The following is a 21,345-nucleotide window of genomic DNA, read 5'->3' on the forward strand; positions in this document are numbered from 1 at the left end:
TGTATTCATATTCGTTTTCATTTGTTGGTAAATGAATTTAAGAAAAGTGTTTTGGTGTTAATTGTTCTCAGATTCATTTTTAATGCTCGATGAAAATGATTCTTTAGTCCTTCCTTTTGAAAATAAACAAACAAACAAACTTTTTGATCCATTTAGAGGTGAAAAATAAGAAAGTATTAATTTTGTATGTAACTACAGTTATGTGATATTTTTAGAGGTGCTGCCGATTTAATTCGGTTTGGTCAAACAAGATTTTGACTATCGAAGAAATTGATTGGGTTTGATTCACTCAATCAATAAAATATAACGAATGGTGACTTTGTAGGCTATGAACCCTTGGGAACTAGGCTCATGGAAAGGCTAAGTGCAGGTTTAGAGTGCTCTTCATTCCCCTAGGTGATGCCAGGTGATTCAGGATGCGTTTTTTTCTCTATTTCTGTAAAAAAGAATTTCCAACTTTGGAAATAAATGAATGAATCATTGATTGCTTTTCCCTTTTTCTTAATTCATAAGACTTAGTTTCCTTTCCTCTTTTATTTTGTTTTTCCGGAGTATCGGTTATGGCGATTCAAGTTCAAATTCCACAAAACACAACCTTATCTTTCAAAACAGATTTGAAGGGTAATATTGTATGGGTGAATGATGATTTTGTTAAATTGATTGGGTTTGATCGGAGTGAATTGCTCGGTCATTCGATTAAGAAAGTGCAACATCCGCAAACACCTGTATCCGTAAGTAAAAAAATTTCTAAAACCTTAAGTTTTAATGAACCATGGAATGGTATCTTGAAAAATCAAACAAAGTCGGGAGATTATTTTTGGGCAAATGCAACAGTAACTCCTTATTATGACAGCAAAGGAAGTTCTGTCGGTTATATGTATGTCGAACGATCTGCTTCTGAAAACCAAATCAAAAAAGCAGAAACATTTTATCTGAATCCCAATCTGAATGAATCTGGTTTTACTTTGAATCCAAAAAAATTGGTATATAAGTTTAAAATTAAAACCAAACTTCTTTTCGTTTCTGGCCTTATGGCAAGTATGATGATCGTTTTAGGGATCAATCTAATACTAATCAAAAAAGTAGAATATGAAGATGCATTCAATCGACTCAAAGGATCCGAATTCAATTTAAGTTTGACAAATCTTATGCAACTAACAGCAAAACACAGAGGACTGATGGCCCGTGTTTTGAGTGGTGATCCAACGGCAAAAGAAGGTTCCTTACAAATTGAAAACCAATTGGATTCTACGTTTAAAAATTTTCTAAACTTAAATGAGGAAGAAGGAAAACACTTCCGAGTTTATGAACTTTCCAAAGAAACATATAATGATTGGAACCATCTTAAAGAAGTAAATCCAGGTTTAACTCCAAAGGAAAGTTATTTAGCTCATGTAAGTCTAATTAAAAAAATGTTAAACGTGAATAGCGAAGTAGGAGAATCTTCGGGATTGTTTTTGGATCCTGATAAAGATACTTATTTTATGATTGATGTTTCGCTATCTAAGTTACCATATTTAGCTGAAAAACTAGGTCAACTTCGTGCAACAGGTTTAGCATATGTAGGTAAAGGAGCAAACGCTGAAGAGTCGGAAAAAAATTTGCTCCAAGAAATTATGGGAGCAAATATCGGATATTTCGAATCCATTTCCATTAGTATCACATTCATAGCTAAGTTTAATTCTGATAGTAAAGCCATTATTGAAGCTTACAAACATGCAGAAGCTGATTTTCCTCTTTTACATAAACTCATCCAAGATAAGATTATCAAAGAAAAAATTCCAACGGCAAAACCTTTGGAATATTACAATGCGACAACCAATTTGATCGATCAAATTTTTAACGTGAACCAAATGATTTCTAGGCAACTCGCTGAAAAGTTTAAAGCAAGAGCCGATCATGCTAAAAATTATGCAACAATTATGACCATTGTCACACTAACTATTCTTGTTTTTTTAATCATCCTTCAATACTTAATTATACAAAGCATAATGTCTGTGATACAAGATAGCACTAATATCATTAGTCAAATTGTTCGTGGCTCTGGTGAGTTAAAGGAAAATTTAGATTATGGAATTAATGATGAAATCGGAGGGCTTTTGAAATGGATGGGAGTATTCATTTTAAATATTACAGAAATTGTTTTTATTTTGAGACAAGTATCAGGTGAGTTATCTGCTAAATCAAAGGATGCTGCGAATTTGGTTCGTAATTATTCCATAACGACACAAGACCAGGCGGCTTCTACAGAAGAAACCTCTGCCGCAACAGAAGAATTAGCTGCCTCCGTTGAAAATGTTTTTTTAAGTATTTCGACACAGGCAGATCATTTGAAAGAAATCGAAAAAGTAACTTCCGACTTTAAAATGGCGATGTCGGATGTTGCGAATGCTATGTTGGGAATGACAAATCTAACTGAAGAATTTTACAAACAAGCAAATGATGGAATGTTGACTACAAAAAATACTGCAGATTCCATTCATATCGTAAACCAAAAGGCCGAGTTAATTGACGAAGTTGTGAATATCATTAATGATATTTCAGATAGAACCAACTTATTGGCTCTCAACGCAGCCATTGAAGCCGCTCGAGCTGGTGACCTAGGTCGTGGGTTTGCTGTTGTCGCCCAAGAGATAGGAAAACTTGCCGAACAAACTGCACATAATACTCGTAACATCCAATCATTAACCACAGATACTAAATCTGCAATTAAAACCAGCGTTGGGATGATGATGAATACAGAAGAAAGTTTTCGGGAGTTATTAAATAATATTACAAAGATTCAAGAGACGGCAAAACTTGTGAGGTCAGCTCAAGACAAACAAACGGAAGACACAAATCGAATTGTGGAATCGGTTCATAAAATTAATGAAAATTCTCTTCATATCTTGAATGCAGCCTCTCAGGAAAAAATAGCGGTCGAAGAAATTTCTAAATCTATTGAAACTATAGCCACTGGAACTCAGGTCATTGCGGACAATTCATTGGTATTGCTTGAGACAGCAAAAGATATAGAGGTTACCGGCGAACATTTACAAACCGCAGTGGAAACTTATAAGTATTAGAAGGTAAAGATTGGATTTTTTTTAATCAACAACTTGTTTGATTCATCTTTGACGAAGGAGTTATTGAAATAAAAAAGTAATTTCTTGCTTAAAAAAGAGGATTGTTTTGATGATTCATTAATTATGGGTTTTAGCAAATGGCAGTCAATTTCTATAGAAAATTTTTAGTTTTCCTTATATTTACAATTCCGTATGGAATGTATGCTAAAACTTGGTCAGATTTAGAATCGGAAAAGGAAATCCAAGTATATGGTAGTGAGCGAAGTGTTAAGTTCACTGCTAGTAATATTTTCTATGACGTGGAAAATTGGACAGGTCATTATTCTGTTCGCGCACTTGGATTCTATCGTTATTATGATTATCCAAAGGCAAAAACTAAATCTATATTTCCCTTTTACTATCACATTCAAAGTAAATCAGATAATCGAGAATACAAACGAATCTTGAATGTGAACAAAACAATAGAAAAAAACTCCATTGATCAATCAGTGTATCCTTTTGTTTTTTGGGGAAATGATTCCAATAGTTCTTATTTAACAACCATTCCTTTTTTCTTTTCTAACTCGAATGAACGAGAAAGTCGATTTGGGTTTCCCGTGATTCCAATATTTTATTATCATAATCGTGAGACTACTGGTGATAATAAAAATCATTACACTCGTTTGTTTACTTTAATTCATTCGGAGATCGATGACAAAAAGGGTTTTCATGAATTTTCAATTTTTCCTATAGTTTACTATTCCAAAGAAAATTACCTTTTCCTCCCTTTGGTTTTATTTTATCAAAACTTCAGATCGAATTTTAATAAATATTGGTTTGGCCCCATTTATTATTCGAATCACAAAGTGAAGGAAGAACGCCTAGTGGTCGCATTTCCTTTTTTAGCACATTACCGTGCTCCAGGGAAGGAATTTGATCTTTTTTTTCCTTTGTACTTTAATTACTCAAATTCAGAAGAAGATTATCATATCAATTTATTATGGTATACAAAAACGAATTCGGCAAATGTAAATCTGGCATCTAACGATGGAAATGTGTATTTAGATTTTGATTTTGGTTTGTTATATAATTTAGTAGGTTATTCCCAAAGAACCAAAATCTTGAATGGAAGTTTCGATCCCCAAAAACCAAAATCAATCGAAGTGGATAATCCCAAGGTAGTAAAAAAACGAGAATTCAATCGGGAGAATAGCGATAGTTTTATTGGTTATAATTTACTTTTTGGAATTTTTTCTTATGAAAGGGCAGATTCCAAAAAACACATTCGTTTGTTGCCTCTTGCTTGGTTTACTTGGGATGAGGCCTCGGACGATAATGTGGTTTTATTACCTCCTTTTTTTCCTATTTGGTTCAGTTATCAATCAGATGACTTGGAATACAAAGTATTGTTTCCGTTGTATGGAAAACAAAAAGATAGAGATTCGGAGTTTCGTGCTTATTTATTAAATCTTTATTTAACAGAGGATTCCAAAGAAGAAAATCGAAGGGAACGTTCTTATTTTTGGCCCTTGGTTAATGTTCATGAATCTGATAAAAAAACAGGCCATAGGTTCCTTCCTTTTTATATACATCGCAATTATAATGTAGGAGAACGTAACCATACCGAGACCTTAACATTGTTATCTTCTTATCAGAAATCAACAGGACTCTCCTCTACAGAAACCAAATTTTTGTTTTGGCCACTTTGGATTTCTTATAAAGACAGAATTTCTCCTCATTACGAAAAAGAGAAAACACTATGGATCACTCCTTTTTTCTATCGAAATATGAGAGAGAGTGGTACAAGGACTAATTTGTTTTGGTTTGTTGATTGGGAGTGGTACCAAGAACGCGATTTATCCACAAACTTTAAAACGAAACCTAAAATCAATACTGAGAAGTCGGAAACGCTATCACATCTTTTGATTTTTCCATTTTATAAAACAAACACTAGTTTTTCTGTGATTCCTTTGTCATTTAATGATTGGAATAGTGATGGTTTTACTACCTTTACTTTTTTTAACTATTTGAAATGGAATCGACAAGGGCATTATTATAACTTTTTGTTTTTAGTTGAATCGGAAAATACTGAATCAAGTTATGAGTTTCAAAGTTTACGTGGTTTGTTGTGGGATTTTCAGAGAAAACCTACTGAAATTGAGAAGTTGACTTTATTGTGGTTAGGTTATGATGATAAATCTTACAAAACAATTTATAATTTTTTCCCAATTGTAAGAACTGCAGATGCTCATCAAGAAAAGTCAAGACTCTATGGTCCGTTTGTTTATTATCTTTTCGACTCTGAAGAAGAAAAAACAGAACTGATACTTGCGGGCCTTGGTTACTACCACAATAGAACCAAATCCAACAACCAGTATTCAACATATTTATTGTTAGGTGTTTTATACCAAGAGAAAACCGAATTAGAAAGAGGATTTGTAAAAAGGGGAAGCCTCTGGGGTTGGCTTTGGGAATACCAAACAGAAGACAACGGATATGAAAAATTTTCTATACTGAAATTATTTTCTTATACAAAGGAAACGGATGGAACTAAAAAAATCATGGGTATCTCTTTATAAATAATGAAAGATTCAAAACCAAAAATTCTCGCAATTTCGGGTGGCATTAGTTCGACCTCATATAACAAAAAGATTTTGTTAACACTGAAACGTGATTTTTCAGAAGACTGTGATATAAATGTATACGAAGCAATTGCCGATCTTCCATTTTTTCTATCTGGCATTAAAGAGGAGGAAACACCAAAAGTTGTAAAAGGTTTCTTAAATGAAATTGTGAATGCAGACGGTGTCCTTGTTTGTTCTCCTGAATATGTATTTAGTATACCTGGTGTACTGAAAAATGCTTTGGAATGGGCTGTTTCTTCTGTAGTTTTTACAGATAAGCCGGTAGCTCTGATCACTGCCGCTTCAGTCGGTGAAAAAGCACATGAATCTTTACTTCTGGTATTAAAAACAATTGGAGCAAATTTATCAGTGGAAACTAATCTCTTGATTTCTGGTGTAAAAGGAAAAGTGTCAGTGGACGGCGAAATCATTGATCCATCTACAAAACAATCCATCCAAAATTTGATGGCAGTGTTTATAAACTCATTAAAAACAAAGTAGAGTTTTTCTCTAAGAACAAAATTAAATGTAATGAATTTGTCTATGAGTCGATAGCCTTATTTTTGTTAGTCTAAGGGAATACGATAACCATCGCAATAAATTATAGAATTAATAATATTGATTGCGGCTATAGTAAATACACTAAGTTTGGCATAGTCGCTCAAACATTTTCTTTCTATGATTCGTTATTTATTCATTGTATTAGTTTTTGTATCCTGTAATAAAGATTCACTCAACAACGCTTGTGATATTAGTTCTGATTCCTATTTGAAGTCAGTTTTTTTGTTTAATTTAGTTGGTGAATCCAAAAGTTATTGTTCAACAGGTATGGTTGATCTCAGCCCATCGATTATCGTTGTCAATGCAAGACAAGGTAGTGTTTCGGAGGGTGGTGGAAGTTTAACTATTGGTAGTTCGACTATATTTAATGTTACTCTAAAAGAAATCCCTGGAGCAAAAGTTGATATTCAGTTATCAATTTCGCATCCTTCGTATGCAACGGTTAGCCCCTCTGAACTTAGTTTTGATTCTACAAATTGGTCAAAACCTCAAAACATTCAAGTAACAGGCATTAATGATTCTGTTGCCAATGGTAATCGACCATTTCGTGTGACCCTAGTTCCAACTTCAGAAGATAGTAGTTTGGACTTAAATCCCCGGGAAATTCAAATGCAAATTTCTGATAACGAGAAGAGGTTATTTTTATCTGCAAGTACATACCAAGGGGGTGGATTTGGAGGAGTGTCAGGAGCAGATGCAATTTGTGCTTCAGATATTCAATGTCCACCTGGCTCAATCTGTAAAGCAATGATCTTAAATGGAACCACTCGAGTCGCATCAGCCACTGCAAATTTAGGAGATGGTCAGATAGATTGGGTATTAAAACCAAATGCTCACTATTACTTATCAGACGGGGTTACTTTAGTTTCCAATACCAACGGTACTTCTTTGTTTCAGTTTCCATTTACCACTGCAGTTGATTCTGTTAATTATGGAACATGGTTTGGTGGGGTTGCAGGATGGATATATGATACCAACACTAGTTGTTTTACATGGACGGCGGTTGTAAATACGGAATCAGGATATATACTAAGAACTCAACAAACATCCAATTTGTTCTTAGGCGCTACCTATGCTTGTAATAACCTCTTAAAATTATTATGTGTCGAACAATAAAAATATAAATTTTTCATTTGACACTCCATATCTGCCAGATATAGCTTGGAAATATATCTAATAGATATGGGGTCTCATGCAAACAAAACAAAGAAATCTTCTCGTTATCCTGGGTCATCCGAATCCGAATTCTCTTTGTGGGCATTTGGCGGAATCCTATGTAAATGTCGCAAAAAAATCAGGTCACAATGTTAACTTTTTAAAACTTTCAGAGTTAAAATTTGATTATAATTTGTATTCAGGTCATAAAAAAGATATTGTACAAACCCTTGAACCTGATTTGGCATATAGTCAGAAATTAATAACAGATGCGGACCATTTAGTTTTTGTATTTCCGAGTTGGTGGGCGAGTATGCCTGCAGTTTTAAAAGCTTGGATTGATCGTGTTTTTTTACCTGGTTTTGCCTTTAAATATAGAAAAAACTCTCCTTTCCCCGAAAAACTTTTGTTAGGAAAAACTTCTCGAATTATGGTAACTATGGATGCACCTAGTTGGTATTACAGATGGTTTAATAAATCTCCTGGTATCCAATTGTTAAAGTTTGGTACTTTGGAATTTTGCGGAGTTTCAAAAATTAAAGTGAATATTTTTGGAGAAGTGAGAACTCGAAAATCGCAACATTTTCTCAAATGGACAAAGTTTGTAGAGTCTTTGGCAATCAAAGGAGTATGATATGCATTTTGTTAATACGGAACTTCATAACTTTGAATCCAATGGCAAATACTTAAACTTCGAAGGCCATTCCATATTCTATCGTACGATCGGAGAAGGTGAATGTTTATTTCTATTACATGGCTATCCATTTAATAGTTTTGATTGGAGTTTGATAATTCCTAAATTATCTGAAAACAGAAAAATCGTTCTTTTGGACTTCTTAGGTATGGGTTTTTCCGATAAACCACAAAATCACTGTTATTCATTTGAAGAATATGCGAAGATAGTCAATGAAATTGCAAAACATCTGAATGTGATAGAAGCAGAGATATTGGCTCATGATTTAGCAGTCAGTGTAGTTCAAGAAATGTTATCATCACCCGAAAAAAACTCATTCAAAATTAGTTCTATTGCTTTTATGAATGGAGGATTATTCACTGATGTCTACAAACCAAGACTCATTCAAAGGCTATTATCACAAACCCCTAATTGTATCGGAAAATTTTTAAGTAAAAGAATGAGTCGTAAATCGGTAGAAACATCTCTCTTGCGAGTTTTTGGACCGAATACACAACCGGATCCAAAATGGTTAAATGTCTTTTGGGAAATTTTGAATTTTAAGGATGGTAAATCCATCGCTTATTTGATTGGTCGTTTGGTATTTGAAAAGGTTCGTTATCAAAATCGATGGATTCATGCGATGACAAATACAACGATACCTTTCTGTTATATATGCGGTCCAAAAGATCCAAACTCTGGTATACATATGGCAAATCGTTTTGCAGAAGTTCTTCCAACAAAACCTATATACTTTTTGTCAGAAATGATCGGTCATTGGCCACAAATTGAGTCGCCGGAAGAAGTTGTCTCTGCATACTATCAATTTATCAACGGTCTAAAACAATCGAATGAAACGTGAAAGTAAAACACAATATGCACTGTTAGGAATTCTTTCCCAATGTGAAATGAATGGATATGAAATTCGGAAATACATTGAATCCACAATTAGTTTTTTTTGGAGTGAAAGTTTTGGTCAAATTTATCCCACTCTTTCTAAGTTAGAAGAAGAAGGTTTGATCCGTGAATGGGAGAAAACGGATGTTAGTGGGAAAAAGAAAAAAGTATATAAAATCACTAGGCCTGGATTAGAAACTTTTCGACGTTGGATGGACGAGTCCCCCATTCAATCAAACAAAAGAAATGAATTGTTATTTAAGGTTTTTTTTGGAAGGCATATGAATCCCAAATTATTAACTCAACATTTGGAAGAGGAGATTCGCAAACAAAAAGAAGATTTAAAAACACTTAAGAGTTTCCAGAAAGAGTTGGATACAGACTGGGACAAACACCCAGACCAGGAATATTGGTATTTGACTCTAGAATATGCGGAGAAACAGGCAAAATTAAATTTGGATTGGATCGATAAAGTTAAAAACAAAATCAATACATAAGATTTTGTTTTTTTCCAGATGAGATGAATGCAATTCGCTGATGGATATGGTAGATCTTTGTAATAAAATCTTAAATTTTGATTAAATTCATTGATTTGGAAAATACAATCTATATAAAAAGCAGACTATGGGAAGGAGTTCTATCTCTATAAGATTTTACTATGTCTTTTTAGTTTGTTTTGTACTCCCATTCCAATTTCCCATTTTTGGAACAGAAAAAGTTACCCTCCATCTTAAGTGGTTCCACCAATTTCAGTTCGCTGGATACTATGCTGCTTTAGAAAAAGGTTATTACCAGGAAGCCGGCCTCGATGTAGAGATTCTAGAAAGTACTGTTGGAATTAAAGGAATTCATGAAAAGGTCACTCGTTCCACGGGCCAATATGGAGTCGGAAGTAATGAACTAATTCAAGAGAGATATGCAGGAAAACCAGTAGTTGTACTTGCGGTAATATTTCAACATTCCCCTTCTGTTTTATATTTTAAAAAATCATCAAACATACAAAGCATTCATGACCTCGTTGGCAAACGAGTGATGTTAACACCGAGAATGGATGAAATTGTTGCCTATTTAAAAAAAGAAGGAATTAAACTAAGCGATTTACAATTGTTAGAACATAGATTCCGACCTGATGATTTAATTCAAGGTAGAGTGGATGCTTATTCAGGTTATTCAACGTCACAAGCCTTTGATTTTCAGAAAGCAAATTTTCCTTATATTGCTTATTCTCCGAGAGTTGCTGGAATAGATTTTTACGGTGACAACTTTTTTACAAGCGAGGCAGAAATTCGAGAACATCCAGAGCGAGTGAAAGCATTTCGAGAAGCTAGTCTTCGTGGTTGGCAATATGCAATGAACCATCAGGAAGAGATTGCCGATTTGATTTACGAAAAGTATTCTCAAAGAAGCCCCAAAGAACGTTTACTTTTTGAAGCCGCACAAATGACTCCACTCATTCAACATGTTCTTGTTGAGATGGGATATATGAATCCGGGTCGTTGGAAACATATCAATGATGTGTATTTTGAACTTGGTATGCTTCCTCGAAACATTAACTTAAAAGGTTTTATATACGACCCAAATCCTCCGACTAACTATGATTGGATTTATTATTCATTTGGTATATTGGTATTTTCTTTAGTAATAATTTGGTTGGTTCAATGGCGTCGTTTAAATAAACAATATTCCGAAAATTTAAAGAAACAAGTTGAAGTGAGAACTGAAGAGTTAAAACAATCCAATGAGTATTTACAAGTTTTAAATCAAAGTCTACTCAATACTTTAAAAGAACTTACAGAAGCGCAAGATAGACTTTTAGCATCAGAAAAATTGGCGGTTCTTGGTCAGTTGGCTGCTGGGATGGCTCATGAATTAAACACTCCACTTGGTGCTATCGTATCTTCTAATTCTTCTCTTTCTGATTTTTTGAATCATAAACTAAAAAAGGTTATTGAAACCATAGTTGGATTTAATAAGGACGATTCATTTCGATTTCATAAAGTTTTGGAGGAAAGTTTAAAGAATCAAACTTTCCTAGAAGGTAAGACTGAAAGGTTGATTAAGAAAGAACTTGCTGCCAAGTATACGAAAATCGAAAAAATGGATTTGTATGGGGACCATATGCAGCTGGTAGTAGAGACCGGAGCTTTTCGTTTAGGTGACGAACTTATTTATATATTAGAAAGTGATCATTCTCTTGAGATTTTGGAAGTCGTTGCAAATATATCCTCCGCTTATCGCTGTAACCAGATCATCTCTGTTGCATCTGAGAAAGCAACACATGTGATTAAGGCTTTAAAAAGTTACCTTGTTTCTGAGAAAGATATTCTAAGTGGGGATACCGTTGTTGATCTTATATTTGAAATGGAAACCATATTGTCTCTTTATCACTATAACCTAACAAAGGTAAATATCGTAAAAACTTATTTAACAGATAAAAGATGTAGAGGAAATCGAGATAAACTCAATCAAGTTTGGATTAATTTATTAAACAATGCACTCCAAGCTATGTCCTATAGCGGAACACTTGAAATCAAAATTCAATGGATAGATCCTTGGATTAAAGTATCCGTTATTGATTCTGGTGTTGGTATTTCTGATTCAATTAAAGGGAAAATTTTTGATCCATTTTTTACAACGAAACCAGATGGCGGAGGGATGGGTTTAGGACTAGATATTTGTAAAAAAATTGTTTCACAAATGGACGGAAAAATCGAATTAGAAGAAGCGCAAAAGGGGACTTGTTTTTCGGTTTGGTTGCCCAGTGCCAATTCTTAATTTCCGGTTAGGACCCGATTTACAGAGAGAAAAAATCCATAAAATATTCACCCTCCATCCTTGGTCTTCAGAATCAGAACAAAGTGCGAGTTTAGGTATTCGCATATTCCTTAATTCTGGACAAATTCACAGAGTTCGCCCCGGAAAATCGATCCAAGCTTTTCAATATATAGAGTGCGTAAATTAGCAAAGGTTCCCTTTTTCGGTTCCATTGGGAATAGGGAAGATTTACTTTCGTTCTAGTTCATATGGAACCTTTGAAAGAAATGTATTCCCGGGAATGGGTCCTTGGGTTAGGCAATCATTTAAGTGTTGTTGACTCTAAAATCAATCCGCTGGAATTTCAGAAACATGTGTTTTCCTCTCCGTGGAAGGAGATGGAATTAAAGGAAAGGATCAATCGGCTCTCCGATGTTTTGATTCGCTATTGGGAAGGTCCCATAACTAAAATTTACCCAAACTTAATCCTATTGATTGATAGACTTCGTGATCATGGAATTTCTGATTTTAATTTTCCATATATTTTTTTGAATGATATAGTCACCAAAACGGGGTTAGATGATTTCGAAACTTCTGTGAAGGTTTTGGAAAAAATTACAGTGTTTTCTAGTGCCGAATTTGCGATTCGTTTTTTCTACAAAGAACATTTTGATAAAACATTAAAACAAATGCATAAATGGTCAAATCACAAAGAACCATTTGTTAGAAGATTGGCTAGTGAAGGCAGCCGACCTATGTTACCTTGGGGGGTTGGGATTCCTGAAATTAAAAAAAATCCTGAAATTCATTTATCAATATTGGAAACTCTCTGGAATGATCCAAATGATATTGTTCGCAGGAGTGTCGCTAATCATTTGAATGATATTTCTAAGTTAAATCCTGACTTGGTATTAGAGTTTTGTAAGAATAAGTTTGGAAAATCACAAGAGTTAGATAAAAATTTAAAACATGCACTACGTACACTTCTAAAAAAAGGAAATCAAAAAGCCTTAGGTTTCTTTTCTTATAATACAAAATGGGAACCAGCAAAATTAAAATTTTCCTTATTGAATAAAGTAATCAAAGTCGGAGATTCCCTTGAGTTTGAAATTTTACTAAACCAATCCTCCAAGAATAAAACGAAGGTAAGAATGGAATACAAAATTGGATTTTTATTATCGAATGGTTCGTTTGGTTATAAGGTATTTCAGCTGGGAGAAAAATTGTTATTACCGAATGAAAAGCTTAAAATTACCAAAAGACATTCTTTTGCCCCCATCACTACTCGGGTCTATTATCCGGGCACACAAACAATATCTATATTGCTTAATGGTAATGAATACAAATTACAAAAATTTGAATTAAAAAGAGGATAGGAATCGATTTTGCAAAAGATCATTTTTAATATTATTGGGATTATTATTTTTCTTCCGCTTTCCTCATGTGCTGTTTTTTATTCTTCAGAGAGACCAAAAATTGATTTTTCGAAATACAACAAAGATAGGTCGTTGAGTTACGAATTGATTGGCTGGGATGATGAAGCGGACAGACGTAGAATTTCTTATATACTAGCGGCCTTACAAACGTCGGGAAAATTTACATCTGTGCGGTATCAAAACCAAACTAACGCAGATATACATTTACAAATCATTTTGGAATCAAGTCCGAAGTTTAAGTTTTTTCTAGGAGAGGCATCTGAGCCTGTTTCCTATCTACCAGAACGAAATCCAGAAAGATTTGGTGTTTATTTACTCAATCGGTTTCTCGCGATTTCGACTTTTTTTGTCATCCCGGACATTGATCGAGATGATGACTATTTAGTTTTCCGGTTAAACAAAAAAGGGAAATTGGAAAAAGAATATCGTTATCCCATGGAATCCTACCGTGTGTTTGGTTGGATCTCTTTACTTTTAATGTGGGGAGATGATCGGAAGGAATGGAAACCAATTCTTACAGAAAAAGTTTCGAAATTCTTAGGGGATACTGATCATGAATTATAGACCGAATGTTTTAGTTCTTATTCACATAATGTTGGTTCTGCTGGTTTGTAATTGTGCAGCTTTTCCCGACCCAGTGACATCAAAAGAACGTAAATTTCAACCAATCAATAGAGAGAAAGTAAGGTTATTGTTTACAGGCTTCTACCGGTATGAAAAAGAAAAGAACACAATACATAATACTTTAATAAAAAGAGGATTGTTGGAAGACCCTAGTTCTCAGTTAGAATTAGAATTGATTCTTCAAAAAAAAGAACCAGTTTACCAATATTTATTTCTACATCGAGTCAATATCTTACTTACCTTCTTTACTGGCGGTTTCGTTCCTTCTCATATAAGAACAGAACAAACTCTTACATTTAGATATTCAAAATTAGGTGTGATTGAAAGAGAATCAGTATATGAAATTGGAATGGATCAATGGCGAGGGATTCCGGTGATAATTTTTATGATCACTCAATGGCCTAATCGAATTTATAAAGAACAATTAATTGATGCTACGGAATTGGAGATGAAAGATATATGAAGATCCTTTGTTTGATTCTTTTCTCTGGTTTGATCTTTTCTTGTATGAGTTTGAATCGAAAACTTTTGCCTAATGAAAAATTTGATTTGATCAACATTCAAAACCATGAAAGGACCTATATTGTTCATTATCCAAAAAATTGGAATGGATCACCTGCTCCTTTGTTAGTTGCTCTGCATGGTCGATTTGGGTCTGGGTTAACTATGATCAAACAAACCAAATTGGATCTTTTATCAGATTCAAAAGGTTTTATTGTGGTGTTTCCTGATGGATATAGAAGGAGTTGGGCTGATGGAAGGGGAAATACTCCTGCAGACGAAAATCAAATCAACGATGTCACTTTCATTGAATCTATTGTAAAACGATTGATTTCTGAAGGTTCGGTTAATTCGAAAGAGGTTTTTTTGGTTGGTCATTCTAATGGTGGTTTTATGGCCCAAAGACTGGCAGTAGAAAAACCTGATTTGTGGAAAGGTGTTTTGAGTGTGGCAGCCCAAATATCGGTTTTTACGCTCAAAAGAAAGTCATTATTAAAAACAAATCCGGTCTCTATTGGGATAATGGCAGGCACTGATGACCCACTTGTTCCGTATAGCGGAGGTTACGTGAGAGATGGAGGAGAAATCCTTTCTGTAGATGATTCAATTTTGCGTTGGAAAGAGTGGAACTCTTGTACTGATTCTATAACTAAAAAAACGCAAAATTATAAAGAGGATAAGGAAGAACTTTCTGATTTAAAAATCGATTTTTTTCGTTATGAATCCTGTGCTAATAATACAAAAGTTGGTTTGATCCAACTGAATGGGCTTGGTCATAGTTGGCCAGGAGAAACACCCATGATTCCATTTATTGATCAAGGGAAAACAACGAAAGTGTTGGATGGTTCTCAACTTGTTTGGGACTTTATGGAAAGTCTGTGAGTTTATCAAAAGTTGCTTTAGTCACTGGGGCTTCTCGCGGGATTGGGCTTTCTATTTCTCAAATGTTAGTTGGTTTGGGATACAAAGTTTATGGAATTTCTAGAAAACCAGAAAACTGCCTTTACCAAAATGAACTTTTTCATTTGATATCTTGTGACCTTTCTGATCCTAAACAAATCGACCAATTACTTGGTCGTATTCCAGATAAAAAGGAAATTAGTTTATTGGTTCATAACGCGGGACTTGCCTATTTTGCCCCAGTAGAAGAACTTTCTTCGGAAAAAATTAGAGAGATGGTAAATCTTCATATAACAGCTCCTATGTTATTGACAAGTCTTTTGACCCGATATCTAAAACAAAATCAAGGCCGTATTATTTTTATGGGTTCTGTATCGGGAAAGGAAATTTCGCCTTGGGGGAATGTTTATGCCTCTCTCAAAGCAGGAATCCATCATTACGCAAGAGAGTTATTTTCTGAACTACGGAAGTTCAGCGTTAAAGTTCATTTGATCATTCTTGATATAACCAAAACCGATTTTTACAATCATCTGAATTTTGAACCTGATGAGGATCCAAAATCTTATTTGTTACCCGATCAAATAGCGGAAGTGATTGAAGAGCTAATCATTAGTGATAAAGGTTGGATTGTACCTGAAATCCAGATTTCTCCAGAATTGTTTAAGTTAAAACGTAAAAAACAAATCTAACTGAATCATTCACCAACGGGTGTTGTTTCATCAGAGAATGGTTCTGGTGGTGCCTCTCCATCTCCCATTTCGTTTTCACTTGAGCCTGCACCTGATCCAGGGATAACTTTGGCAATAGCAGAGTCTTCGTCTTGTTGTCGTTTGATGGCTCGAATTTTTCCATCAGTTTCATAAAGTCGTTCTATTACTTTTTTAAGTAACAAAAACAAAAACTCTGGGCTTTCCTGGCTCATTTGAACAAAGGTAGTCCGGTTGATGATTCCTAATTTTGCCGTTTCTGAAACGACAACGATCGATGCCGCCCTTGGGCTATTATTAATAATGGCCATCTCACCAAAAAACTCACCAGGAAGGATACTTCTTAGTTTGGCGTGTTTACCTTCGATTTGTTTATAAATATCTAATTGGCCTTCGAACAAAAAAAACATGGCTCCATTGGAAGGAACGCCCTCTTTAAAGAGAACTTCTCCACGTTTGATATTGATCATACTTAATTTTGCGAGAGATTCTTTAAGTCCCATCACTCAACTCCGAAAGATCTTTTAGTTTTTGTTCTGCTTCAATCAAACGTTCTACATAAGTTTGTAACAATGCGTAAACAAACATCGGATTTGAATTGGCAATGCGAGTTAGATTTTGTTTATCTAAGATACCTAGTTGTGCTCGGTCCGAGTCTATAAAAACTGTCATAGCCCTTGGGTGACTAGAGATGAGAGCAATCTCTCCAAAAAATTCGCCTGTGGAAAGTTTTCTTACTTCATGGAAATTTCCTTGGTCAGGTGCTCCCATGCCTACAGAGAGAGAACCACTTAAGATGAAATACATCTTCTCGTTAGATGGTTCTCCTTCTCTAACAATGATTTCACCTCGTTTGAATGTCTTTGTAGGGACAGTATTAACGAAGTCAAAGATGTTGATTCGATTGTCTTTTTTCGGAATGGACATTAAAGGCCGCGGTAAATCTCAATCAGTTCAGGTACTTTCTTATCCTCCGCATATTCAAGAGGAGATTTTCCCGTTTTATCTTCTATTTTAGAATCTCCGCCATTTAAAACAAAGACTCTTGCCAATTCCAAAATGGAATCACTTTTACCAGGATCAAACTGGATTGCTAGTTCGGAAAGTATAGTTTTCCCTAATTTATCCTGTTGGTTTAAGTTCGCTCTTCTTTCTACTAGGAATAGTACTAATTTCTTATAACTTTCTGTTTGTGTATTCTCTTTTGAGGATAAAAACTTTTGGATGGCTTTGTGTAAAACCGTTAGTCCATTGTTATCTGTTAGGTTGGGATCAGCTCCTAACGTAATCAGTTGAGACATTGTTTCTAAACGATTTCTGTTGAGTGCTATATGAAGAGCACTTAACCCTCGTTTGTTTTTTGTGTTTGGGTTCACTGATTTTGTGACAAGAAGTTTGATCGTTTCATCCGCAAACTTTTGTTCTTTTTTATCAATATCCAATTTACAAACCGTTGTGATTAAGTTTTCACCTTCCTCATTTAAGGATTGTAAATCGGCACCGGCGCCAACTAAAAGTTTAAATGCTTCTGCATCTTTTCGCTCAATGGTCGAAAAAATCAAACTGGCACCATCTTTTTGCTTTTGGTTGGGGTTTGCTTTTTTAGATAAAAGAAATTTTGCAATGGATAGTTGTTTGTTTTCTAGAGCTAATGAAAGTGAGGTTTCATTTGTCTTTTGGTTTATGACATCCACGGGAACATTTTTTTTCACCAATTCTTCAACGATTTTTAGACCTGATTTTCTGGAAGCTAAATGAATGGGAAGATATCCGGATAGGTTCGGTGTTAATACATCTGCATTTTTTTGTATTAGAATTTCTGCCACTGCCCATTTAGAAGCTTCAATGGATTCCTCTAAAGGATTTTTATTTGTGGAAAGGTTTTGATTGGGGTTGGCACCTGCATCCAAAACCAGTTTCAAAAGATTGGAATCATTTTTTTGCAAAGCGATTTCAAATAGAGTTTTGTTTTGTAAGTTTTTGGAATCTACATTAAGTCCTTTTTTGAGTAATAAATTTACTGCTGTTAGGTTCTTTTTTTCTACAGCATAAAAAAGTAAAGATTCCCCTTCTGGAGTTTTTGCATTTACATCAGCACCGCGGTTTAGAAGAACTTCTAATCCTTGGGTAAAACCTTTCTCGAGAGTAAAAACAATCGGACGGATGGACTTAGTATCTTCGGTATTTGGATTCCCATTGGAGTCTAGACTTAGGTTCAAAAGTTTTAAGTTTTTTTGATCGATGGCTACAAAAACTGGAGTTCTTCCCGTTAGGTCAGGAAGGTTGATGTCTGCCCCATTTTGAAGGAGATAAGTAATTGAATCCAACTTTGATTTTTCAAAAGCTAAGTAAAGTGGAGACTTTCTTGGATTGTTTCTTAGGTTCACATCTGCTTTACTTTCGATCAGTAACTTTTGTACGGCGAGATTGGCTTTCAGTACTGCCACATGAAGAGCAGTATTCCCGTCGGCATCATATGCATTTAAATCGGCACCTTTTTCGACAATGGTTTTGATTTGGTTTGTGAATCGTGAAGTGACCACATAATGTAACAATGTTTTGCCGGATAAATCTCTTTTGTTTAGATCTGCACCTTGTGTGAGTAATATTTCAAACTGTTTGGGTTTGTTTTTTTCCACAGCCAAAACAAGTAGAGTTTTACCTGATTCGTCGCTGGCATTGATATCTCCACCATTGGTAATCGCAGTTTCGAATTCCTTCAAACTCCCTTTGGATAGAATTTGTACCATGTCGGGAGCGGTAGCAGTGATTGATGTAGTTTCTACCGAGTTTTCTTGAGCAAAACTAGTTTCTGAAAAAACAAGTAGAAGGGATAAACTAAAAGTAAAAAAATTCTGTTTCATTTGGGTAAATAAGCATCCGGATCCAAAGCTTGTTGGTCTGGGCCTTTCCTAACTTCAAAATGTAAATGTGGGCCGGTAGATTTACCGGTGTTTCCTACCTGACCAATGATATCGCCTGATCGGACTGTGTCACCCTCTTTTACTTGGCGTTCATTTTGGTGGGCGTAGTAGGTGAATATATTGTTTTTATGGCTAAGGATAGTGAGCATCCCATAACCACCGCTAGTTGTTGTTGTTCTCCACACTTTTCCATCGCTCACAGCCTTTATGGGAGTACCAATGGATGCAGGTAAATCTATTCCCGAATGGAAGGCACCGACTTTTCCTGTGACCGGATCCACTCTTGTTCCAAAGTTTGAGGAAACGTAACGATCATTATCCACAGGGATTTGAAAGTATTTGGAAATATCATCACTATCAACAAGAGGTCCACGATCTTTGGAAACAAATCCTCCAAATACCCAACCCTCCCATTCATCATTCCAAGAAACGTAAAGCCATTTGGAACGAACTCCACCAATGGTTTCTATTTCTTTTTTTGTATCAATGATTTTGATTTTTTCATCTCCAGGAATTGTTGTCACCACAGATCCATAGTCATTGGGTTCATCGCGCATTCTTAAACTTGTGGAACGAACATATCGTTTTTCACCGTTTTTTAGTTCATCGGGATTTTCTTGTGGGTAAGAAATTTCACCTGGTTGGACGTCATAGGATACAACTTCTGAGGCACTCAAGTAACCACCAAACACCCAGCCGTTTCCGTAAGCAGAAGAAACTTGGTGCCAAAGGGAAGTGATTCCATCGATCGTTTCTTCTGTGTTAGTTGACGTTTCGATTTTGACCTTGAGGCCTTTCGGTAATCTTGCGACAACATAAGCATTGACATCGGGTTCCCCTCTCATATTGAGAGAACTTGCTTCTACCCACATGTCTTTTCCTTTTTTTGAATCGGAATAACCTGAGTTAGGTGTTTCGGACACCCTTCCCGAAAGCGAAGATAGGTCTAAAGAAAGTCCTTCCGTGTTTCTTGACTTAACTGCTGGTTTAGTCGCAGAAAGTAAATCTTGGGAAACATATCCTTCCTGTTTGGATTTTGTGCGAACAAGAACCCAGTGAGATCCTTCTTTTTTTGCGGTTACATCTTGTTTTAAGACCATAACCACTTCCAATGAATCCCCTTTTTTCACTTTCACTGCAGACCGAGAAGAGGGATTGTTTGTAGGTTCTAATTGTAAGAAAAAATGATCTCCCGCAATCGCGGAAAGAGATTTTGATTTTTTATCTTTGTTCCCTGGTGCTGCGTTATGGTCTGCAATTCCTTCCGCTTGTTTAAGGTCGATGGGGGAAGAGGAAATTTTAAGACCGGGAAATTTGGTTTGTACACGATTCACAAAGTCATTGTACTTTTGTAAAATTTCTTCCTGTTTCTTTTGGTTTGCAGTGACAAGCCCGGATTGTCTTTGTTTGTCCCTTTCTTCTAACGAAGTTTGAGAAAGAAGAGGGTAAGCCAAAAACAATAGAAAAATAGACGTTCGAAGGGTTCTCTGATTTTTCATAAAACAAGCTATAAATAACCAAAGAAAATGCGAATGGTCAAGGTTTTTTGTTTAATCTTCCTCGGGTAACAGGGGAGTTAAAAAGTAAGAAATAAATTCCAGTTTGCCTCTCATGGAGGATTTTTCGTAGATGGCAGCGGTTTGGTTTTCGATGGTACGTAGGCTTTTTTTTCGAACCGCAGCAATTTGTTTTTGGGAAAATCCGCGTAGTAAAAGAATGGCTATCTCCGTTTCTGCTTCGGACAACTTCCATTCTTCCATTTGGGCCTTTGCCTCTGCCCAAAATCCTAGTTCTGGATTTTTTAAAATTCTATTTGTACGTTTTAAGTCATGGATTTGGGACTTTGCTTGTACGTTTTCGACCGCCTCAGCTTTCAATTCTTTGTAAAGAATGAAGACCACAAGAAAGGAAGAGAGGGCAATGAAGGACTCTACCGTGGCGATGATAATTCGGAATCGATCAAAGTATTCTGGAGGGTTGGTAAGGGTGAAAATTTCTTCAGCAATCCAAACAATAAGAGATAGAACGTAAAATGCTAAAAAAAGAATTCGTACCTTGCGAGTGTCCATATTTCTATCTAAACTTTGTAACTAGTCCCTGTATACGCAAGTCAGTTTCTTAGGTAGTCTCCACATTTGCGGATATCCTCCATAGAAAGTTTGGTGAAATTGTGAGATTCTATTTACATGAGCCGATGGATGTTAAGACTTTTGTTTCTTTCTTTCGGATTTGTATTGGCGTTTACCGGATGTTCCAATTCAAAAAACTATGAGACAAGATCTCAATGTATGGATCGATGTGTCCGCGAACAATTTGTTTGTGCATTGGCCCTTGCACCTCAGCTAGACAATGCAACCGCAACCACAGTGACTTGTGTCACTATGTATGTGATGTGTTATGAAAAATGTCCAGTTGCATCCACTAGCAGTTCTACTACGACAAGATCCAGCAGTTCCTCGAGTTCCGGAAATAGGGGTGGAAGTAGTTCTAGTTCAGGATCTGGATCAGGTAGTGGATCTAGTTCTTCTGGAAGTAGATAAACATT

General features: G+C 35.4%; 19 protein-coding genes. 14 read left to right on the top strand and 5 right to left on the bottom strand.

What is annotated here, in order from left to right; translation table 11 throughout:
* Nucleotides 1–560: 560 nt before the first annotated feature.
* The 13 genes from EHQ49_RS04730 to EHQ49_RS04790 all read left to right on the top strand — a co-directional run bounded on the left by EHQ49_RS04730 (nucleotide 561) and on the right by EHQ49_RS04790 (nucleotide 15,858).
* Nucleotides 561–3,065, top strand: coding sequence for a methyl-accepting chemotaxis protein (locus tag EHQ49_RS04730; RefSeq protein ID WP_135576831.1), 2,505 nt, complete (start codon nucleotides 561–563; stop codon nucleotides 3,063–3,065).
* 137 nt (nucleotides 3,066–3,202) lie between these two features.
* Entirely contained in the window at nucleotides 3,203–5,623 is a 2,421-nt protein-coding gene (locus tag EHQ49_RS04735) for an LA_1737 family protein (protein WP_135576833.1), read from the top strand.
* A 3-nt stretch (nucleotides 5,624–5,626) separates the two neighbouring features.
* Nucleotides 5,627–6,169, top strand: a complete 543-nt coding sequence (locus tag EHQ49_RS04740; RefSeq protein WP_135576835.1) for an NADPH-dependent FMN reductase — start codon at nucleotides 5,627–5,629, stop codon at nucleotides 6,167–6,169.
* A gap of 177 nt (nucleotides 6,170–6,346) precedes the next feature.
* Nucleotides 6,347–7,345 carry a DUF1554 domain-containing protein gene (locus EHQ49_RS04745; protein ID WP_135576837.1) on the top strand — a complete coding sequence of 333 codons (999 nt, stop codon included), beginning with the start codon at nucleotides 6,347–6,349 and terminating at the stop codon, nucleotides 7,343–7,345.
* Between the two features lie 76 nt (nucleotides 7,346–7,421).
* Nucleotides 7,422–8,018 carry an NAD(P)H-dependent oxidoreductase gene (locus EHQ49_RS04750; RefSeq protein ID WP_135576839.1) on the top strand — a complete coding sequence of 199 codons (597 nt, stop codon included), beginning with the start codon at nucleotides 7,422–7,424 and terminating at the stop codon, nucleotides 8,016–8,018.
* Between the two features lies 1 nt (nucleotide 8,019).
* On the top strand, nucleotides 8,020–8,919 hold the full coding sequence (locus EHQ49_RS04755) for an alpha/beta fold hydrolase (RefSeq protein ID WP_135576841.1): 900 nt from the start codon (nucleotides 8,020–8,022) through the stop codon (nucleotides 8,917–8,919).
* The gene (locus EHQ49_RS04760) at nucleotides 8,909–9,451 is read left to right on the top strand and encodes a PadR family transcriptional regulator (RefSeq protein ID WP_135576843.1); all 543 of its coding nucleotides are present in this window, start codon (nucleotides 8,909–8,911) and stop codon (nucleotides 9,449–9,451) included. Before EHQ49_RS04755 ends, EHQ49_RS04760 begins: the two co-directional genes overlap by 11 nt.
* A gap of 127 nt (nucleotides 9,452–9,578) precedes the next feature.
* On the top strand, nucleotides 9,579–11,729 hold the full coding sequence (locus EHQ49_RS04765) for an ABC transporter substrate-binding protein (RefSeq protein WP_135576845.1): 2,151 nt from the start codon (nucleotides 9,579–9,581) through the stop codon (nucleotides 11,727–11,729).
* 248 nt (nucleotides 11,730–11,977) lie between these two features.
* The gene (locus EHQ49_RS04770) at nucleotides 11,978–13,084 is read left to right on the top strand and encodes a DNA alkylation repair protein (protein ID WP_135576847.1); all 1,107 of its coding nucleotides are present in this window, start codon (nucleotides 11,978–11,980) and stop codon (nucleotides 13,082–13,084) included.
* A 9-nt stretch (nucleotides 13,085–13,093) separates the two neighbouring features.
* On the top strand, nucleotides 13,094–13,708 hold the full coding sequence (locus tag EHQ49_RS04775; protein WP_135576849.1) for a hypothetical protein: 615 nt from the start codon (nucleotides 13,094–13,096) through the stop codon (nucleotides 13,706–13,708).
* The gene (locus tag EHQ49_RS04780; RefSeq protein WP_135576851.1) at nucleotides 13,698–14,231 is read left to right on the top strand and encodes a hypothetical protein; all 534 of its coding nucleotides are present in this window, start codon (nucleotides 13,698–13,700) and stop codon (nucleotides 14,229–14,231) included. The genes EHQ49_RS04775 and EHQ49_RS04780 overlap by 11 nt, the downstream gene beginning before the upstream one ends.
* Nucleotides 14,228–15,151 carry a CE1 family esterase gene (locus EHQ49_RS04785; RefSeq protein WP_135576853.1) on the top strand — a complete coding sequence of 308 codons (924 nt, stop codon included), beginning with the start codon at nucleotides 14,228–14,230 and terminating at the stop codon, nucleotides 15,149–15,151. The genes EHQ49_RS04780 and EHQ49_RS04785 overlap by 4 nt, the downstream gene beginning before the upstream one ends.
* Nucleotides 15,148–15,858 (top strand): SDR family oxidoreductase, encoded by a 711-nt coding sequence (locus tag EHQ49_RS04790; RefSeq protein WP_135576855.1) that lies wholly within the window; start codon nucleotides 15,148–15,150, stop codon nucleotides 15,856–15,858. The genes EHQ49_RS04785 and EHQ49_RS04790 overlap by 4 nt, the downstream gene beginning before the upstream one ends.
* A gap of 5 nt (nucleotides 15,859–15,863) precedes the next feature.
* On the opposite strand, the gene EHQ49_RS04795 is transcribed toward EHQ49_RS04790, so the two are convergent.
* Genes EHQ49_RS04795 through EHQ49_RS04815 form a run of 5 tightly spaced genes read right to left on the bottom strand, consistent with a single transcriptional unit; the run spans nucleotide 15,864 to nucleotide 20,869 of the window.
* Nucleotides 15,864–16,379 (bottom strand): Crp/Fnr family transcriptional regulator, encoded by a 516-nt coding sequence (locus tag EHQ49_RS04795; protein ID WP_135576857.1) that lies wholly within the window; start codon nucleotides 16,377–16,379, stop codon nucleotides 15,864–15,866.
* Nucleotides 16,369–16,803 (bottom strand): Crp/Fnr family transcriptional regulator, encoded by a 435-nt coding sequence (locus tag EHQ49_RS04800; protein ID WP_135576859.1) that lies wholly within the window; start codon nucleotides 16,801–16,803, stop codon nucleotides 16,369–16,371. Before EHQ49_RS04800 ends, EHQ49_RS04795 begins: the two co-directional genes overlap by 11 nt.
* A complete protein-coding gene (locus EHQ49_RS04805) occupies nucleotides 16,803–18,740 on the bottom strand; it encodes an ankyrin repeat domain-containing protein (RefSeq protein ID WP_135576860.1) in 1,938 nt (645 codons plus the stop codon). The genes EHQ49_RS04800 and EHQ49_RS04805 overlap by 1 nt, the downstream gene beginning before the upstream one ends.
* Entirely contained in the window at nucleotides 18,737–20,299 is a 1,563-nt protein-coding gene (locus tag EHQ49_RS04810; RefSeq protein ID WP_135576862.1) for a peptidoglycan DD-metalloendopeptidase family protein, read from the bottom strand. The genes EHQ49_RS04805 and EHQ49_RS04810 overlap by 4 nt, the downstream gene beginning before the upstream one ends.
* Nucleotides 20,300–20,350: 51 nt before the next feature.
* Complete coding sequence (locus EHQ49_RS04815; RefSeq protein WP_135576864.1) at nucleotides 20,351–20,869, bottom strand: helix-turn-helix transcriptional regulator; 519 nt, start codon at nucleotides 20,867–20,869, stop codon at nucleotides 20,351–20,353.
* Between the two features lie 219 nt (nucleotides 20,870–21,088).
* On the opposite strand from EHQ49_RS04815, the gene EHQ49_RS04820 reads away from it, so the two are divergent.
* A complete protein-coding gene (locus EHQ49_RS04820) occupies nucleotides 21,089–21,340 on the top strand; it encodes a hypothetical protein (protein WP_244241346.1) in 252 nt (83 codons plus the stop codon).
* Nucleotides 21,341–21,345: the final 5 nt, after the last annotated feature.

Source organism: Leptospira perdikensis (assembly GCF_004769575.1).
GTDB classification, from domain to species: domain Bacteria; phylum Spirochaetota; class Leptospiria; order Leptospirales; family Leptospiraceae; genus Leptospira_A; species Leptospira_A perdikensis.

Excerpts from the sequence above, each read along its gene's own strand:
- EHQ49_RS04730 (WP_135576831.1), top strand. The coding sequence starts at position 561 with ATGGCGATTCAAGTTCAAATTCCACAAAACACAACCTTATCTTTCAAA.
- EHQ49_RS04735 (WP_135576833.1), top strand. The coding sequence starts at position 3,203 with ATGGCAGTCAATTTCTATAGAAAATTTTTAGTTTTCCTTATATTTACA.
- EHQ49_RS04740 (WP_135576835.1), top strand. The coding sequence starts at position 5,627 with ATGAAAGATTCAAAACCAAAAATTCTCGCAATTTCGGGTGGCATTAGT.
- EHQ49_RS04745 (WP_135576837.1), top strand. The coding sequence starts at position 6,347 with ATGATTCGTTATTTATTCATTGTATTAGTTTTTGTATCCTGTAATAAA.
- EHQ49_RS04750 (WP_135576839.1), top strand. The coding sequence starts at position 7,422 with ATGCAAACAAAACAAAGAAATCTTCTCGTTATCCTGGGTCATCCGAAT.
- EHQ49_RS04755 (WP_135576841.1), top strand. The coding sequence starts at position 8,020 with ATGCATTTTGTTAATACGGAACTTCATAACTTTGAATCCAATGGCAAA.
- EHQ49_RS04760 (WP_135576843.1), top strand. The coding sequence starts at position 8,909 with ATGAAACGTGAAAGTAAAACACAATATGCACTGTTAGGAATTCTTTCC.
- EHQ49_RS04765 (WP_135576845.1), top strand. The coding sequence starts at position 9,579 with ATGGGAAGGAGTTCTATCTCTATAAGATTTTACTATGTCTTTTTAGTT.
- EHQ49_RS04770 (WP_135576847.1), top strand. The coding sequence starts at position 11,978 with ATGGAACCTTTGAAAGAAATGTATTCCCGGGAATGGGTCCTTGGGTTA.
- EHQ49_RS04780 (WP_135576851.1), top strand. The coding sequence starts at position 13,698 with ATGAATTATAGACCGAATGTTTTAGTTCTTATTCACATAATGTTGGTT.
- EHQ49_RS04785 (WP_135576853.1), top strand. The coding sequence starts at position 14,228 with ATGAAGATCCTTTGTTTGATTCTTTTCTCTGGTTTGATCTTTTCTTGT.
- EHQ49_RS04795 (WP_135576857.1), bottom strand. The coding sequence starts at position 16,379 with ATGGGACTTAAAGAATCTCTCGCAAAATTAAGTATGATCAATATCAAA.
- EHQ49_RS04800 (WP_135576859.1), bottom strand. The coding sequence starts at position 16,803 with ATGTCCATTCCGAAAAAAGACAATCGAATCAACATCTTTGACTTCGTT.
- EHQ49_RS04805 (WP_135576860.1), bottom strand. The coding sequence starts at position 18,740 with ATGAAACAGAATTTTTTTACTTTTAGTTTATCCCTTCTACTTGTTTTT.
- EHQ49_RS04810 (WP_135576862.1), bottom strand. The coding sequence starts at position 20,299 with ATGAAAAATCAGAGAACCCTTCGAACGTCTATTTTTCTATTGTTTTTG.
- EHQ49_RS04815 (WP_135576864.1), bottom strand. The coding sequence starts at position 20,869 with ATGGACACTCGCAAGGTACGAATTCTTTTTTTAGCATTTTACGTTCTA.
- EHQ49_RS04820 (WP_244241346.1), top strand. The coding sequence starts at position 21,089 with ATGGATCGATGTGTCCGCGAACAATTTGTTTGTGCATTGGCCCTTGCA.